General features: G+C 51.0%; 13 protein-coding genes and 1 pseudogene. 1 reads left to right on the plus strand and 13 read right to left on the minus strand.

The window, feature by feature from the left end:
- Positions 1 to 85 precede the first annotated feature (85 nt).
- The 8 genes and pseudogenes from ACI0CA_RS02700 to ACI0CA_RS02735 form a co-directional block, all read right to left on the minus strand.
- Positions 86 to 1,135 carry a DUF3846 domain-containing protein gene (locus tag ACI0CA_RS02700; protein WP_257275142.1) on the minus strand — a complete coding sequence of 350 codons (1,050 nt, stop codon included), beginning with the start codon at positions 1,133 to 1,135 and terminating at the stop codon, positions 86 to 88.
- Complete coding sequence (locus ACI0CA_RS02705; protein WP_446807039.1) at positions 1,132 to 2,094, minus strand: toprim domain-containing protein; 963 nt, start codon at positions 2,092 to 2,094, stop codon at positions 1,132 to 1,134. Before ACI0CA_RS02705 ends, ACI0CA_RS02700 begins: the two co-directional genes overlap by 4 nt.
- A gap of 28 nt (positions 2,095 to 2,122) precedes the next feature.
- Positions 2,123 to 2,437, minus strand: a pseudogene (locus tag ACI0CA_RS02710) (DUF3848 domain-containing protein); the annotation flags it as partial.
- Positions 2,438 to 2,552: 115 nt separating this feature from the next.
- Positions 2,553 to 3,017, minus strand: coding sequence for a DUF3021 domain-containing protein (locus tag ACI0CA_RS02715; RefSeq protein WP_446807040.1), 465 nt, complete (start codon positions 3,015 to 3,017; stop codon positions 2,553 to 2,555).
- A gap of 10 nt (positions 3,018 to 3,027) precedes the next feature.
- Positions 3,028 to 3,468 (minus strand): LytTR family DNA-binding domain-containing protein, encoded by a 441-nt coding sequence (locus tag ACI0CA_RS02720; RefSeq protein ID WP_446807041.1) that lies wholly within the window; start codon positions 3,466 to 3,468, stop codon positions 3,028 to 3,030.
- A 179-nt stretch (positions 3,469 to 3,647) separates the two neighbouring features.
- Positions 3,648 to 5,060: a helix-turn-helix domain-containing protein gene (locus tag ACI0CA_RS02725; protein ID WP_446807042.1), complete on the minus strand. Its 1,413-nt coding sequence runs from the start codon at positions 5,058 to 5,060 to the stop codon at positions 3,648 to 3,650.
- Between the two features lie 66 nt (positions 5,061 to 5,126).
- Complete coding sequence (locus ACI0CA_RS02730) at positions 5,127 to 11,816, minus strand: N-6 DNA methylase (protein WP_446807074.1); 6,690 nt, start codon at positions 11,814 to 11,816, stop codon at positions 5,127 to 5,129.
- Between the two features lie 329 nt (positions 11,817 to 12,145).
- Positions 12,146 to 12,499: a TnpV protein gene (locus ACI0CA_RS02735; RefSeq protein WP_177800816.1), complete on the minus strand. Its 354-nt coding sequence runs from the start codon at positions 12,497 to 12,499 to the stop codon at positions 12,146 to 12,148.
- On the opposite strand from ACI0CA_RS02735, the gene ACI0CA_RS02740 reads away from it, so the two are divergent.
- On the plus strand, positions 12,486 to 13,355 hold the full coding sequence (locus ACI0CA_RS02740; protein ID WP_446807043.1) for a hypothetical protein: 870 nt from the start codon (positions 12,486 to 12,488) through the stop codon (positions 13,353 to 13,355). The two genes, ACI0CA_RS02735 and ACI0CA_RS02740, sit on opposite strands and share 14 nt — an antisense overlap.
- Here ACI0CA_RS02740 and ACI0CA_RS02745 read toward each other — a convergent pair.
- Genes ACI0CA_RS02745 through ACI0CA_RS02765 form a run of 5 tightly spaced genes read right to left on the minus strand, consistent with a single transcriptional unit; the run spans position 13,343 to position 16,006 of the window.
- On the minus strand, positions 13,343 to 14,281 hold the full coding sequence (locus ACI0CA_RS02745; protein ID WP_446807044.1) for a hypothetical protein: 939 nt from the start codon (positions 14,279 to 14,281) through the stop codon (positions 13,343 to 13,345). The two genes, ACI0CA_RS02740 and ACI0CA_RS02745, sit on opposite strands and share 13 nt — an antisense overlap.
- On the minus strand, positions 14,281 to 14,865 hold the full coding sequence (locus ACI0CA_RS02750; protein ID WP_205490133.1) for a hypothetical protein: 585 nt from the start codon (positions 14,863 to 14,865) through the stop codon (positions 14,281 to 14,283). Before ACI0CA_RS02750 ends, ACI0CA_RS02745 begins: the two co-directional genes overlap by 1 nt.
- The gene (locus tag ACI0CA_RS02755; RefSeq protein WP_016565302.1) at positions 14,840 to 15,091 is read right to left on the minus strand and encodes a hypothetical protein; all 252 of its coding nucleotides are present in this window, start codon (positions 15,089 to 15,091) and stop codon (positions 14,840 to 14,842) included. Before ACI0CA_RS02755 ends, ACI0CA_RS02750 begins: the two co-directional genes overlap by 26 nt.
- Before the next feature lie 14 nt (positions 15,092 to 15,105).
- A complete protein-coding gene (locus ACI0CA_RS02760; protein WP_446807045.1) occupies positions 15,106 to 15,699 on the minus strand; it encodes a hypothetical protein in 594 nt (197 codons plus the stop codon).
- 10 nt (positions 15,700 to 15,709) lie between these two features.
- On the minus strand, positions 15,710 to 16,006 hold the full coding sequence (locus tag ACI0CA_RS02765; RefSeq protein ID WP_446807046.1) for a hypothetical protein: 297 nt from the start codon (positions 16,004 to 16,006) through the stop codon (positions 15,710 to 15,712).
- Positions 16,007 to 16,096: the final 90 nt, after the last annotated feature.

Below are 16,096 nucleotides of genomic sequence, written 5' to 3' on the forward strand. Positions count from 1 at the left end.
TGCGGCGTTTTGAAAAAACGGAGTAAAAAGGCACTGCTCGTTAAGATAATGCAGGTCGCTTGGGGGAACCCCGTTCTCCCCAAAGTTACCGTTCTCTGTCCGCTTTTGCGGGCTTAAACGGTACGGCTACAATCTTATCATTGATCCTTGCAAAGCGTTCGGGATACTGGAACTTTTCCCGGTATTTCTCCGCAAGGTCGGGCGGAAGGCTCTGAAATCTCTCCGCTTCATACGGTGCGTGGCAGATAAAAAACTTCCCGCAGATGATGTCAAGCATCTCACGGGAAGCCTCTTTCAGATAGCACTTTTCAATTTTCCAAGCGTTCTCGCCACGCATATAGCCGTCCAGCCGGACGCAGGGGTCTGACCCGTCAAGGCAGGAGCCGTAGATGGAATAGCCGCCCAGTCCGGCTTTGAATGCCTTGTTGTCGGAACTTACCGCATAGGTTCTCGACTTCTCATCGTAGGGCTTGTTGAAGCTCTCCTGAGAGAAAATAATATAGCCGGTCAGGTGCTTTTTACCCTCGCTCTCTGCGTTTCGGAAGCGGTCAGCCAGCTCGGAATAGGTCAGCTCCACCGTTTCCGGCTCTGCATAAATGGCACGGTTGGGCGGCAGCCCGATTAGCTTGCCCTCCTCGTGGCAAACGATGGCGACCTCATCCTCAAAGGGCATATATTCCTCGATGTTGCCGCCGACCACCGCCTGCATCGCCTCCAGCGTGTCGTCGATCTCGATCATTCTCGGATACCTGTCCGGCTCCACGAGCAGGACAGAAATCCTGTTTTCGTGCGCTTGCGTCGGCTCCTTGCAGAGCGATTTGTCGAAAGAAATCTTCTTAAAGCCGATGCTGTCCACGAAATAAAAGCCGGGTTTGAGCGTATCGCTCTCCCTGATCTCGACCACATCCGATACGGAAAGAGAGCGTCCCGTGTAGTCGGCAGGATGGTCAACATTGAACTTCTGATAGATGTTTTCGAGGGAGATGCAGTCCATTTTGCCGTCATAAACTCTATCGTAAGCGGCTGCGTTGACTTTCTTAGTGCCTTTGATTTTTTCGAGGGATTCCATTCCGATGAAGCACACATTGGCGGAATCCCGATCCATATTGATCTGATAAATGCTAAACTCAGTCATCGTTCATTCGTCCTTTCTTTGGTTTTATTGTGGTGGATACCGAGCTGGAAACAAAGAAAGTCATTGTAGTCCTTGCCGCAGGGCGGAGGGCTGTCAATGACTTCATACTTGCTCGGCAATATGGTTTTCAGTGCAAGGCTGGCTTTCCTTCCGGCATTGTCGTTGTCGAAGTGCAGGAAGATTTTTTGAATCTGCGGCTTCTCATCAAGGAATTTCACAAGAGCCGCAGGGGTTGTACTGTCCTCGATTTTCTCCTTGGGCAGATACACCCCGGCGAGGGAAACAAGGTTGTCTGTACGCCAATCCCTGCCTGCCATCCTTTCAAGTGTCGCAAAGGAAAGCAGGTCAATGGCACACTCAAAAAGATGCACCGTGCTGCCGTCGCTGTCTGCGACCCGAAAAGAATAGTGCTTATCGCTGCCGGAGCAGTCACCCAAAACTCGGCGGTCATTGGTCGCTCGGAAGGACGCATAACGAGGGGAATTTTTCTCATCAAAGCCCACGCACACAAGGTTGTGATACGGCAGGCTCTCGAAAATCAGCCCCTTGTCAATGCAGTATTGGATGATGGTATAGTCGATTCCTCTGCCGAAAAGATACTCTGTAATTTTATCTGTGGTAGCACTTTTATCCGGCAGAAGTAAGACCTTCGGTTCCGCTTTCTGCTTTGACTTGATTGCCACTGACGGCATCACCGCCGCCTTTCCCATCAGCGTTTCGACCGCCTCTACAAAAGAACAGCCCTTGACTTTCACAAGATAGTCAAGGGCATTGTAGCCGCCGATGCGCTGTGACCACCACATCCACTTGCCGTTAGAAATCTTCAAGCTGTCGTGGGTGCGGGAGGTATAGTTGTTGCCGGAAATGCGGACAAGCTCCTGCGGCTCACAGCTTTGCAGATAGGTAAGCAGGTCGATTTGCCGTGCCTGTTCCACCACCTCTGGGGGGATATACGGCATAAAATCACCTGCTTTCCCGGTGCTGTTTCTTCTCCTGCCGTTGCAGGCTCTTATCCGCTTCCGTTTCGATGGAGTCCCGGATGGTATCCATATGCTCGGTTTCTCTGTCCCGGAACTCCTTATACACATCACTCAGGGGACAAGGGGAACGAAGCAAAGCCCTTGCCTTTTCAGGCTCAAGCTCCAGCTCCTCCATACACATTACGATGTCCTCCCGCATCGTGTATTCGTAGGTATGATTGAGGATTTCAGACGGCTCCTGATGCAGTAGCCAGTCCCGGTATTTGTCCTGCTCGGCTTTCATTTTCTCATAAAGGCGAGCGTTGTAATCTGTTTCGTTCATAGCGAACACCTCCTTCAAAATAGAAATAGCCGCCTGATTCCTTTTGAAAACCAAGCGGCTATGTATGTGGTTTATTCTGCTGTTAAAACAAGGCGCAGGATGCAGAGCGGCGGGATCAATTCATATCGTTATTATCCTTAATGCCTTCGTTCATTTTTTTAATCTTCCTTTTCCACACAGAATACTGAGTTACCCAAGCAGCGAGGAAGATCGCTACGAATATGCCTACATAAGACAGAATTCCAGCGGTCGAATGGGGCATCCAGTTGGCAAAATAAGAGATGGGGAACATAATCACGCAAGCAATTGCAAAATAAAACCCGCTTTGCTTTGCAAGACTCCACGAATCAATTTCCCAAATAACCGAAGCCATTGCAAAGCCTGTGCCCATTATTCCGCTCAGACCGGTTTGAATGAGAATCGCATTTAATTCGCTCCCCATTTTATTCACAAGCTCTGGATTGACCGGATGGAAGAAGCCATCCCCAATACAGATTGAGATAATCACCGTAATGACATATCCGATTGCAATGCCAACAGGGAAACCAATTACACCTCGTCCAATCAGTTTTTTCTTCATTTCTGCCACCTCACATTCCTAACAGTTGTTTGATTTTGGCGACGGATCGCCGTGAAACATAAGTAACCGTACCGTTTGAAAGCGTAATGCAAATTGTCCCGACAAAGCTCAAATCAAAGCTCTTGACCTTTCTCAGATTGATAATATCCGAGTTTGATATTCGGACAAAAGTCTTGCTGTCAAGCCGTTGTTCCGCCTCATATAGCCTCAGACGGAGCGCATACTCGCCGTGATTTGTCTCGGCAAACACCTTACCTGATTCGGCAAAAACACGGTAGATCTCAGACGGTTCCAGAACCTCGACCACATCGTCCCTGAAGCCGGCAATGACCTGCGGTTGCTCGTCTGACAATCTTTTTATGATTGCATTGACTTCATCGGTCATTTTGTCCGTCATCACGATGATTTTTGGCTCTTTGCATTTTTCGTCTATCTTGATTTCAATTTGCATCGGTTCACCTCCTCGCTACGGTTACAGTATAGGAAAATCAAGAACCGATTTCTACCGATTCTCGATAGGTGGTTGTTTTAGGAACATAGGTGGTATTTTTTTACGGGAATCTCATACCGGTCTGTATGGGCGGCTGATATGTATCTGCGGTATGGGGTTGCTCCCATACCGCAGACGGATCATCTTTCCGGCTCGATTTTGCGCTTTGCGCTTCTCTGAACCGGAATGGAGAGTAGCTCTCTTGTACGCTCTCCAAGTTGTTTTTCAATGGCTGTCAGCCGCTGCTCCGGCAAATTGAGGGACGGATGACGGGTAAACTTGAAGTCCACCATTCGCCGCAGCTGCGCTTTCTGCTTTGCACCCATTACCTCTTTACACACATCCTCATAGGAAATGCGGTAAGGATTGGAACGGGTCTTTGCGTACGCACGCAGGTTCTTGAAATCATCCGGCATCGCGTAGTTGAACAGCGACAAGCCGTTATCGAAGATGGGCGCCGGGGCTATAATTTCGCCCGTGTGATTGTTCCGCAATAAGCCGAAGTTGCCGAAGTGTCTGTCCTCATTGTAAATAAGGGCATCGAAAACCAGCATACTGCAAAGCTGCTCGTAGAACTCATCGCCCAAGGTCTTGTAATAATCAAGGCAGGCTTTCAGCGTCGTCTTGCGCAGAATTCGCCCGATAGGGACGAAAGAGGTATCAATATCCGTAAACAGCCGGCACTTGGAGGCAAGGATACCTTTCCAGTTTTCCAAGTCGTACTGTACGCAGCCGATGCCCATTTCATCTGCGATCTGACAGGCATAATACTCGCTGTACGGCTCATTTCCGGTGTTCGCAGCACCCTCCGTGCCGCCCTTATACAGATAGATGCCATCACCCTCCACGAACCTCCAAGCCTTCCGCAGCATACCGTTGGTAGTCAGCTCCGGTGATGTGGAGAATGTCTCCCGACTGCCGCCCACGCCGGTATAAGCCACCAGTGACAGTGCTTCGGAGAAGCGGTTTTCATAGAGGTTATAATCGGCATACTTGCCGTCAAAGTCGGCGGGGACGACCCAATAGCTGTCGTTGAGGGACAGCCCCATACAGACATCAATGATGCCCTTCGTGTTGTTTACGCTCAGTCCCAGCGTCTTTAAGATTTCATCTACAAACTGCCGGTTCTTCGGAATCACCCGTCGTTCCAGCCACTTCACAATGCCCTCGTTTGTCAGCTCCAAGTCGAGGGGAAACAGCTTTTGCTTTGCCGTTTCGGTGTGAAGAATTGTCGCCTGCAAGCCCTCCAAGCCTCTTTCCTCCAGCGTGAAGGTCAGCAGTGTTTCATCATAAAGGCGCAGGCTATATACTTTTTCCATTGTGCTGCTCCTTTCTTCAAGCATTACGGACACATCCTTATCAAGCGCTTCTGCGATCTTGATCATCAGGTCAAGGGAGAGGTTTTGCGTTCCTTTTTCGATGCGGCAGATGTTGGAACGCTGGGTTCCGATGCGCTTTGCAAGCTGCTCCTGCGACAATCCTTTTTCCAGTCTTGCCTGCGTCAGCTTCTGCACGATGCTCTGTCTTGCCGCCAGTAGTTCCTTTTCGGTCATACAAAACCCCTCCTTTCAGTCCATTATAATGTTATCATATATGATAACGATTGTCAAGAGGTTCGGCTATCTTTCCAAGTCCCTCGGTTTCTTTTCAGGCGGTTCTTCACCCTCATCGGGTTCACCGCCGACGATCTCGTTCTCACGCTTATCCACATTGAGCAGGGCGTTGAGTTCGTTCAATCGTGCGGTCTTGGCTTTCAATTCTTCCTCCTGCGGGAATGGTCTTTCCACATCGACCTTCGCCGTTTCAAACTGCTTTTTGAGGTTGTCCAGCTCCATTTCGTTCATCTCCAAACGCTTTAGAAGCCCCTCCAGCGCATTATCCAAGCGGGTGATATTACCGAAGGTGTCCGTGCCGAGGGTTACGGGATAACCAAGTTCACCCTTGAGCCGCACTTTGTATTCTCTTGCTTCAAAGTACAACTCCATCGTAAAGCCACGGTACTCACCGAGGGGGATGGGGTCGGGATTTGTCATTGCCTTACACTCCTCCAAAATGGCGTTGCCGACATCCGCTTTCTCTGAATAGAAAGCACCCTTGACCGTCATACCCACAAAGGTTTCATCAGACGGCTTCGGGTGCTCTGCCACTCTTTCAATATCGGATTTTAAGCCCGCAATTACATCCGCCCGCCGTGCGATCTCCTGCGGATAGAACTTGATGATCTTATCCTCCAAAGCATACTTTTCGGAGAGGAAACTGGACTTTAAGAGCCGCAACTTCTGAACCTGAATGTCCAAGTCCATCTTCTCTTTGATGTGGGGATTGCCGGTCGCCAGCATCTTGATTTCAGCGTAAGACAGTGCGGTTTCGTCAATATCCTCGCAGGATCGCACCGGCGATTTGCTGGTCATTATCTGCGAAGCGAACTTCTGCTTACCTTCCACGAGCTGATACAAGTAGGCATCAAAGGTTTCTTCCGTCACGAAACGGTAGATGTGAACCTCTGCATTTTCATTGCCTTGCCGGATACTTCTGCCGAGCCGCTGTTCCAAGTCAGAGGGTCGCCACGGGCAGTCGAGATCGGAGGATGCGGCAAGTTTGTTCTGGACATTCGTACCGGCTCCCATCTTCTGCGTACTGCCCATCAGGATGCGGACATCCCCTCGGCGTACCTTCTTGAACAGCTCCAGCTTCTTTGCTTCGGTATCCGCTTCGTGGATGAACTTTATCTCATCGGCGGGTACGCCACGGGCAATCAGCTTCTGTCGAATGTCGTCATAGACATTGAAGGAGCCGTCGTTTTTCGGCGTAGACAGGTCGCAGAAAAATAGCTGGGTCAACCGCTTCTCACTGCCACGCTCCCAAGTTTCAAACATAGCGTCCACGCAGGCGTTGAGCTTGCTGTCCTCAAAATCAGGGAGCAACGGATTGATAAGCCGCTGATCAAGAGCCAGCTTTCTGCCGTCGTTGGTGATCTTGAGCATATTATCCACTCTTGCATCAACCATACCGTTCCGCACCCTTTCGGCTCTTTCCGCAAGCCCCGCAACCATATCCCTTTGGATTTCAGAGGGCTTCACCGAGATGTTGTGAAAGACCGCTTTCGGCACTGGCAGGTCAAGCATATCCGCTGTTTTGATGTCTGCGATTTCCTTAAACATCGCCATCAGCTCCGGTAAATTGTAGAAGCGGGCAAAGCGTGTTTTGGCTCGGTATCCCGTTCCTTCGGGTGTTAGTTCTACTGCCGTAATGGTTTCTCCGAAAGTGGAAGCCCAGGCATCGAAGTGCTGCAAGTTGTTCTGAACAAGGGTGTTGTACTGCAAGTACCGCTGAATGGTGTAAAGCTCGACCATTGAATTGGAGATCGGCGTTCCTGTCGCAAACACTGTCCCACGCCCTCCGGTCAATTCGTCCAAATACCGACACTTCATAAAAAGATCGCTGGATTTCTGTGCTTCGGTCTGTGCGATACCTCCGACATTCCTCATTTTGGTATAGAGGAAAAGGTTCTTGTAGTAGTGGCTCTCATCAATGAAAAGCCTGTCCACACCAAGTTCCTCAAAGGTCACAACATCGTCCTTTTTGGACTGATCGTTGAGCTTATCGAGCTTCTGCTTAACAGATTTCTTTGTGCGCTCCAGTTGTTTTACGGAGAAGTTATCTCCACGGTTCTTTTTCAGTTCCGCAATGCCCTCCGTAACTTCATCAAGCTGCTGTTCGAGGATCGCCCGCTGCCGTTCAATGGACATCGGTATTTTCTCGAACTGCGAATGCCCGATAATGATGGCATCGTAATCGCCGGTGGCAATTCTGCCGCAGAACTTTTTGCGGTTCTTGGTTTCAAAGTCTTTCTTCGTTGCCACCAAAATGTTGGCAGAGGGGTAGAGCTGTAAGAACTCCGATGCCCACTGCTCGGTGAGGTGGTTGGGTACGACAAACAGGGATTTACTGCACAATCCGAGCCGTTTGGACTCCATCGCCGCCGAAACCATCTCGAAGGTTTTCCCTGCGCCCACGGCGTGTGCAAGCAGCGTATTCCCGCCGTATAGGATGTGTGCCACCGCATTTCTTTGGTGTTCCCGAAGCTCGATTTCCGGGTTCATACCACTGAAAACGATGTGGCTTCCATTGTACTCACGGGGACGCAGGCTGTTGAATTTATCGTTGTAAAGGCGGCAGAGCCGTTCTCTGCGCTCAGGGTCAGACCAAACCCAATCCTGAAAACCCTGCTTGATTAGTTCCTGCTTTGCCTGTGCGATTGCCGTTTCCTTCTTGTTCAGAATGGCTTTCTTTTTGCCGTCTGCGTCCTCTACATAGTCGAAGATGCGGACATCCTTTAGATTCAGCGTTTCCTCGATGATCTTGTAGGCGTTGATGCGCCCCGTACCGTAGGTGCTGTATGCCTTCACATTGCTGCGGTCATAGGACTTGCCCTCAATATTCCACTCACCGGTATAGGCAGAGAAATGCACCTTGATGTTCCACTGTGCGTACCTCGGTGTACCCAAGAACTCAAACATAAACTGTTCGACAATTTCGGTCGGCAGCCAAGTAGCACCAAGCCGAACGGCAATCTCGCTGGCGGTCAGGTCTTTGGGCTGCACTCGTTCCAGTGCTTTCACATTGACTGTGTAATCTTCGGGGTAAAGCTCCGCTGACTTTCGGGCGAGTGCCAGCTTTTCACGGACATTGCCGGAGAGGTATTCGTCTGCCATCAGGTACTTTGCCTGCGTGGAATTGCCGTACCCGTGCATCGGATTCAGGAAGATAACGCCCTTCAAGTCCGCAAAGATTTCTTCCTCGGTCTTGCCGGTCAGCTCGCACATATAATCCATATCCACACGGGCTTTTTCACCCATAGATACGGCAAGCACTTCGCTGGCGGTATCCACCGATGTGACAGGCGTATGCGGCTTTATGGTGCGCTTATAGAACATATCCGCCTTGCGTTCAAGCTGTCCTTCATCGTCCAAGACTTCAAGCGCAGCAATCAGAGAAAAGGAGCTGTCCTGCGAAAAAGCGGAGATATTTCCACGGCTGTTGATAAGCCCGTAATGCGCCGAAAAGCTATCATAAAGAGCGTTTAATCGCTCCTGCTCCGCTTTAATTTCCGAGTCGGGGTAATCTTCCGTCTGCAATTCAATCAGCTTTCTGACCGAATCACGGATGCGGATCATACCCTTTATGCGGTTCTCTGCGGTAGCGGATACCTCCACCGGAGCCATACGGCTGTTTTCACGGAAGTAGATTTTATCGTCCAGCACCGTATAGGAGAAGTTACGGACGGTGGGATCTGCAGGAATGGAATTATCCTCCTCTGCAAGCTCATCCTCCACCTCATATGCAGTCAGCTCACCGTGAATATTGGAGACGGCTTCGCTGAGTTGCTCGGCAAGGTCTGCCCCCTCATAAGGGACGCAGGTGGCTTCGGGACCGAAACGCCCCGTCACCATTTTCATCTCTCCGAGGATCATTTCGGGATGCTCAACAAAGTAGCTGTTCATCAGGATACCGTTTTCATCCGTGCCGAGCTGTACCCAATCCGGCTCTATATCCACAATGCGGTCACGCTTTTGCAGAATTAGAATGTCCGAAACGACCTCCGTTCCGGCATTGCCCTTAAAGGTGTTGTTCGGCAAACGGATAGCACCAAGCAGGTCAGCTCGCTGAGCAATATACTTTCGGACAGCGGAGTTTTCCTTATCCATCGTTCCCTTGCTGGTGATGAGAGCCATCACGCCGCCCGGACGGAGTTTGTCCAAGGACTTGGCAAAAAAGTAGTCGTGAATGAAAAACTTGTGCTTATCGTAACGCTTATCAGGAACCTTGAAATCCCCGAAGGGTACATTTCCCACAACGGCATCAAAGAAGCTGTCGGGGAGGTTGGTTTTCTCAAAGCCCTGTGCGGCGATAGAGGACTTTTGATATAACTGCTGTGCGATACCGGCAGAAACCGTATCAAGCTCCACACCGTAGATCTTGCTTTCCTTCATTTCTTCGGGAAGCATACCGATAAAATGCCCGATGCCGCAAGACGGCTCCAAGATGTTGCCCTCACGGAATCCAAGCTGTTTCATCACCTTATACACGGCATTGATAACCGTTGGTGGCGTGTAGAAAGCGGTCAGAGTGCTTTCTCTTGCGGAAGCGTATTCCTCCGGTGTCAGGATGTTTTTCAGCATCCCGAACTCTGTCTGCCAAGAACCTGCTCTCTCGTCAAAGGCTTCGGGAATACCGCCCCAGCCCACATATTTAGAGAGGATGATCTGCTCGTCCGGTGTGGCGAAGCGGTTTTCTTCCTGACACCTTTTCAGAACGGTGATTGCCGCATAGTTGCGGTGGAAGCGTTCTTTCTTGTTGACCTCCTCGACCTCGTGAGAAGCAAGGTCAAAGGTATGACGGTCTGCCATTGGGATTTCTGGATGAATATCAAAGGTCTGCACCCGGCTTTTCTTCGGATGCTCCCAAACAGGGGTAAGAGGTGCTTCCACCTGTGCAAGTTCTTCCTCGGAGAGATAAACAAGGTCGTCAAAGGACAGTGCTTGCAGTCCTTTTTCGGTCAGTTCTTCAAGGGACACATACTGCTCACTGCGGATGACCTTGCCGTCTGCAAGAGTTTCGATGCGGAAATCCACAAGATTGACCCTTGCCTGTATTTCGTGCTTGCCGTCCTCAGTCGTGGTGTAGGCAACGCCGACATCAGCAAGGTTGGTATAGTCCGCACCGTCCTCACGCTGATACTCCTCACGGCAAAAATTATCAATGAGACGCTTCGCCTTGTCCAGAGGATTTTCCGGCAAATACGGGCTGTCGATGATCTCAAAGCCCTTGGGCGGTGGGTCAAGCTGGGTGATAAAACTGTACGGAATGGTGTTGCCGTCCTTGTCCTTATACAGAACAATACTCATCGGCACACCGTAGTAGTTTTCCTCCTTGATGTCCTTCTCAAACTGATAAGGACTGGTGTACTCGATGCTTTCACCGACCTTGCCGTCCGTGCCGAGATAGTCGATTCTGCCGATAGGTTTGGACTCGATGGGTGCTTCCTTCGTGGTGGAAACCACGGTGCGGGTAATGCGTTTACCGTCCTCTAAGGCGTTGACCTCTATATCGTACCCTCTGTCGGTCAGCATTGTAAGGTAGGTTTCCAAGCGGTGCTGCGGGAATCCCACCATAGGGACACGGGTGTTATGACCATTGGCACGAGTAGTCTGTGTCAGCTCAAGAGCAGTCCCGACGACCTCTGCGTCATCAGCATAGGCTTCAAAGAAGTCGCCCACCTGATAGAGCAAAAGGCTACTCGGATTGTCTGCTTTGGTTTTAAGATACGCCTGATAGAACTCCGGCAAAGCAGCATCCTTTGACTTTTCTCTTTCTGCCGTCTGTCTGATACGCTCCACAACACTTTGCGGCAAGTCCTGCACATAGAAGGTGATCTCACCTTCGGGGGAGATATGAGCAATGTTCTGATAGTCCCCATTGACCTCCACGGCACGGTTCCAAACGGTCAGACCGTTGCCGAGATAGCCCATCCCGATGTCGAACTCAACCGCCTTTTCTTCGGGCTGTTTAATAGCGACCTTCAAATGGTCATTCAGCGGGTTCTCCTGCACCTTGCTGTCGAACTCAGTTCTCGTCATTTCCTTGTTGAAAAGCGGAAACTGCGTATCATAGAGCATTACACGCTCATCATCAAAGGACAGGATTTCATACTCGTTTGCGCCGAGATAGACGGTGCTGCCGAGGTGGTACTCATATCGCTCATTTTTCGGCTCTGCCTTTTCGGAAGGTGCGGTAGACAAGATTTCTTTCTTCCTGCGTTCCTCGGCAAGCTCTGCTCGGCGTTCCTCCTGCTTTTGCAGCCATTCAGGATACTGTGCCTTTTCCTTGGGGTTCAGGTAACGGTCGAGTTTTATCAGCTCGGCAATGCGCTTCTCTACCTGACTCCATTTCAGGTCGATATGAGGTTTATCGCTTCCGATGCCTTTAGAAATACGGATACCTTTGCCGTCGTGCTGCTCATCAATATTGGCTCCGACAATAGCCGGATAGACTCCGCCCCAGCCGTATTCATTTTTCAGAAAATCTGCGTTTTCCTTTGCAGACAGGCTCTTTTGGAACTGCTCATAGATTCGCATTTTCCCCTCAGAAATGCCGCTGCCACGGGTGAGGACAGCATCGATGATCTCCTGAGAGAAAGTAAAAGCAGAGGGCTTTCGTTCCTCTGCTCCTGCTGTCATCAAGCTCAACTGCCCGTCAATGGACGGCTGCGGCTTCATCGTGTCCTGCAACTCCCCAAGCAGCCGCATCGCTTCAAAGTGCTGGGCGATCACGCCCCAATCATAGAAACTCTGTGCCGTGCGGGAGAGATAACTGCCCTCCCAAAGCTGCAACACATTCTGATAGGTCTTGTAGCCCACACGCCGTCCATCGCTCAGAATGACCTCGGTATAGTCGTTGTTGAAAATGCGCTTGATATAAGAAATACGGGCGTTCTCATCAGCGGTAGCTTCAAAGAATGCCCGTATCTCGTCTTTGCTTGCTTTCAGGTGCGGCGTAGTGCCGAGGATTTCACGAATCGTATCATCGCCGCCAAAGAACGGCAGGCTTTTATCCTCGTGACTTCGGTCGTAATAGTCTAAGCGAAGATTACCTCCGCCATCACGATCTCCTGAACCCGGCTCCGGATACTGTTCATCTTCCGAACCCAGCTCATCATATCCGTCGCTTTCAGATTCTCCGTCACGCCCTCCGACGCTGCCATCTGCTCCGTCAGCATCTGTTCCAGCTCGTTCGCTCTGCGCTCCGTGTCGTTCAGATGCTCGTTCAGGGCGCAGCTCGTCAGCAGGTTGTAGTAGCGTACCTTGTGATGCTCCTTCAGGAACTTCTTCCGCATCCGGGCGTACCTGCCCATCGACAGCTCCGGCTGCTCCGGCATTGTCAGATCGGGGAGCAGATAATCCCCCTGCCTCGTGTAAGTGATCTCGTTCATCGTCAGGACTCCTTTCGGTTTTTTCTTTGCCTACATTGTAATCGGCTTTGGTTTTCTCTGCAATTATGCGATTTTGACGGTCGAGGGCAAGAATGGTGCGGGAAATCTCCGCAAGTCCCATCTCCGCAATATCGCTGGTGGCATAGCCGAGGGCGTTCAGCGTGGCAGGCGTCGTAAAATTCACCACATCCCGAAGATCATCGGGTTCAAAGTATTCTCCGGCTTCAATGCCCAGGCGGGTCATCGTCATATAGGCGACGCTGTTTCGCACCGCCGTTTTGAAAATGTGGGTGATTTCTTCTTCGGATACGCCGTCCAGGAAGCTGTCTTTCACGCTGTAAAGAAGGTCGGGGAGATAGTCGGGGATGTTGTCCTCTACGGCGTTTCTTGCCGCCGACTCGATGGCAACGGCAAGGGTTTCCTTGTCGTTCAACTCTCCGAAGGTGCTTTCCAGCGTGTCGATCACTTCTGCCGTGTATTCTTCCCGCATTTGCCAAATGGGAACTCTGCGGGAAAAGCGGCTGGGATGCGTGTCGGAAATATCGAAGTAGTGGACAAGCCGCTGGCGGCGTTGGTCGGCATCCTCAAAAACGGCAATGCCGTGCGCCCCACGATTGACCCATCGCCCAAACTTTTGGTTCCAGTCGTCGATCTGAAGAACGGCGGTGGCGTCCGGTCGCTGTGCGTGTACCAAAAGCTGCTCGTCAAAGCGCAGACGGTAGTTGTAGCAGGCAGAGCGCAGAAACGCTTCCCAGCTTGCGGGGTTTGCAACGACCGTTTTGCAGGTTCGGTTATACAGCTCCGAGATGAAGTCGTATTTTCGTGCCATCGGCGGACACCTCCTTATCGTTCATAGTCTTTTGGCTTGATGGCTTTGCCGTTCTCGTCATAGCTCTTGGGTTTGGCGGCAATGGAGTCCCACCGAATCATAGAACCGGCAAGCATCGCCTGCTCCTGTGCCTTAGTCACGCCCAGCTTCTCATTGAACTTGTCTTTGATTGCTTCGTTCTCCGCACGGTTTCCGTCGTTAAAACTTGTGGCGGTATAGCCCTTTTGCCAGCGGTCGATTTGAATGACTTCTCCGGTAGACGGCAATACGGAATAGCACATCGGAGGCAAGGGCGGCTCCATTGGAGCGTAGGTACAGCCGCCTTGCTCCATACGCTCGGCAAACTCACAAATGTGAAAGAGATTGCATCCAACCTCTGTGTGATAGTTATCAATATAGCGGCAGGGATAGCTTTCCGTCTTGCCGTCACGGTCGGTTACGATGATGGTCTCGCCGTCCGGGATACGGAACAGCTCTTTATAGTGGCTGTCAATAAAGCGAATATCCCGGTTGGCTTCTTCGATGTGCTTGTCCAGCCATTCCTTTACATAGCAGAAGCAGTAGAAGTTATAATCCCCTCGGACGGGGATACAGCGAAGCAGAAACGCATATTTTTCGGTATCGGCTCGAAAGCCGAACTCCGTTGTGTAGTTGCCTTGCATTTCGCTGTCTTTGTTTGCCCAACCCACCGAGCGCATAACGGCACGGCTTTGGAGCAATCCGTTTTCCTCGGATCGCAAGGCGTTGATTACATCATCCAAGTCCTGCTTGAACGCATCGCTTTTCCATTGCGGGCGGGTATCAAACCAAGTGGTATAAAACTGATCACCGCTTGAACCGAAGTCCCCACGCAGATGTCCGATGTTGCCGGTCTGTCCCTGAAGCTGAGAGCTTTGGGCATAGCTGTACTTGCGTTCGGGAATGGTCATTGGGCGCAGTGTGAAATCTGCCATTATCGCTCACTCCTCTCTTGAGATACTCTTTGTTTCGGGATGTCAAAGCCGTAAACGGCGGCGATCTCATCCCCAAGTCGCCGGGTCAGCCGGGTAATATCGGCTCGTGTGGCTTTGCCGTGATAGATTTTATCTCTCAGGTTCTCCATCTGCGTTTCGGAAACGCCGTCTTTGAACACTCGGTAGAGATAGTGATTTGTGCCGTCGTGGTGAGTAGCATCGGCACGAAGATCGCCGTACTTATCTACATACCATTCGGTATAGTCGGTGTCGGCATACAGACAATCTCGGATGTTGCCGGAGGGAATGTCCTTGTAGCCCATCACTCTGCCGTTCCATCTACCAATGTCGCCAATGACAATGATCGGCTGGGAAAGCTGAACATTCAGGTTGACTCGCTCATCGGAGAGGTAGTCGTAATTGGTTTCCTCCATCCACTCATAGAGTGCCTGCTCATCATTCGGATCGTCGTCCAGTTCATTAGCTTCAAGGAACTCCTTGTAATCCTCTCGCCAGTCGTCCACATCAAGGTTTTGGTTGCTCCAAATGATGTGGCGGTCATTCGGTCGTGTCGCTTGGCTCATCTGTTCCACCTCCCAAGTATGAGAAAAGACGATTCTTTGCGACCTGCTCCTGAAGCTCGGTGATGACTGTCATATCCGGCACGGTCACATCGGGGATTTTCAGGATCGTCGGCAAGGTCAGCGCCTTCAAATCCTTTTCGGTTTTACAGCCTGCGTCAAATAGCTTTGCCAGTACCTTCATTTTCTGCTGCAAGCCCTGCTCGGCTGCGGTTTTCTTTGTTGCCATAGAAATCTGCCTCCTTATCGTTCGTGGTCTTTTCCTTGAATTGTGCGGCTAAAAGCAGCCGCTTTTTCTTTTGCCCAATCAGGCATACGCTCCGGCTTTATTTCACCCAGCACATCCATACGCTCAAAACGGGTATTCTTGCCGTCATAGAGGTTTTTGCAAAATACGGCGCTGCCACGGGCATTTGCTGAAGCGCCGAAGCCACCGGTCACATAATAGAGTTGCCGGTCAGCTCGTTGGTACTCCGGCTTGAGAACAGCCGGATTGATGGCAATGATTTTGCCGTTGATGTCGTTCTTATAGTGGTCGGGGATACAGTCTACCTGAGTGATAACCGTAACGGGAATATCCAGTTTTTCAACCTCTGCCCGAAACTGCTCGGCATCTTTCTTGATACGCTCCGCGAAGAACAGTGCCGCATCAATATAATCGTCGCCAACGGCACATTCGGAGTATCGCTGAAAGATGTCGTTGCGCTCCCCATAGCAGCACAGGAAGCGTTCGCCGTTCTTGTCCTGCTCGTTTTCAGCAAGGATGATTTCACGGGAGCCGATATTCACGGCACACAGGACGGTGTAATCGCCCACCATACGCTTTTCACTTTTCATAACCGCCACCTCAAAGAATATTGATGACGATAACAACGCCGCCGTCACTCTCCCTGACTTCCTTTCGGGACAGTTCGGGGAAAAGGGACTGCACACGCTGCCTTGCCCTGCGGATGGACTCAAAGCACGGCAGTCCGTAGAATTTGTAGTTGTATGCCAAGTCCCCCAGCGGCAGCTCGCCGGCACGGAGATCATCGGCATAGCGGTTGTAGTAGCGGTAATACAGCTTCATATCCTCATACCGTGTTTCCGGCGAATCCCGCAGGATCTGAAGCACTCTGCTTTCAACGGTATTGATTCGGTTCATTTTCTCCCTCCTTCGGGTAGTAGAAAAGGGGCGGAGTTTATCGCTCCGCCCCATAGGTGATTGGCTCACTTCCTGTTTTTCTTTCTTACC

It is taken from the genome of Hominenteromicrobium mulieris (assembly GCF_046197855.1).
GTDB lineage: Bacteria > Bacillota > Clostridia > Oscillospirales > Acutalibacteraceae > Hominenteromicrobium > Hominenteromicrobium mulieris.

Bases quoted from the DNA above. Each gene is read 5' to 3' on its own strand.
- ACI0CA_RS02700 (WP_257275142.1), bottom strand. From the start codon at position 1,135: ATGACTGAGTTTAGCATTTATCAGATCAATATGGATCGGGATTCCGCC.
- ACI0CA_RS02705 (WP_446807039.1), bottom strand. From the start codon at position 2,094: ATGCCGTATATCCCCCCAGAGGTGGTGGAACAGGCACGGCAAATCGAC.
- ACI0CA_RS02715 (WP_446807040.1), bottom strand. From the start codon at position 3,017: ATGAAGAAAAAACTGATTGGACGAGGTGTAATTGGTTTCCCTGTTGGC.
- ACI0CA_RS02720 (WP_446807041.1), bottom strand. From the start codon at position 3,468: ATGCAAATTGAAATCAAGATAGACGAAAAATGCAAAGAGCCAAAAATC.
- ACI0CA_RS02725 (WP_446807042.1), bottom strand. From the start codon at position 5,060: ATGACCGAAAAGGAACTACTGGCGGCAAGACAGAGCATCGTGCAGAAG.
- ACI0CA_RS02730 (WP_446807074.1), bottom strand. From the start codon at position 11,816: ATGCGGCTGCTTGGGGAGTTGCAGGACACGATGAAGCCGCAGCCGTCC.
- ACI0CA_RS02735 (WP_177800816.1), bottom strand. From the start codon at position 12,499: ATGAACGAGATCACTTACACGAGGCAGGGGGATTATCTGCTCCCCGAT.
- ACI0CA_RS02745 (WP_446807044.1), bottom strand. From the start codon at position 14,281: ATGGCAGATTTCACACTGCGCCCAATGACCATTCCCGAACGCAAGTAC.
- ACI0CA_RS02750 (WP_205490133.1), bottom strand. From the start codon at position 14,865: ATGAGCCAAGCGACACGACCGAATGACCGCCACATCATTTGGAGCAAC.
- ACI0CA_RS02755 (WP_016565302.1), bottom strand. From the start codon at position 15,091: ATGGCAACAAAGAAAACCGCAGCCGAGCAGGGCTTGCAGCAGAAAATG.
- ACI0CA_RS02760 (WP_446807045.1), bottom strand. From the start codon at position 15,699: ATGAAAAGTGAAAAGCGTATGGTGGGCGATTACACCGTCCTGTGTGCC.
- ACI0CA_RS02765 (WP_446807046.1), bottom strand. From the start codon at position 16,006: ATGAACCGAATCAATACCGTTGAAAGCAGAGTGCTTCAGATCCTGCGG.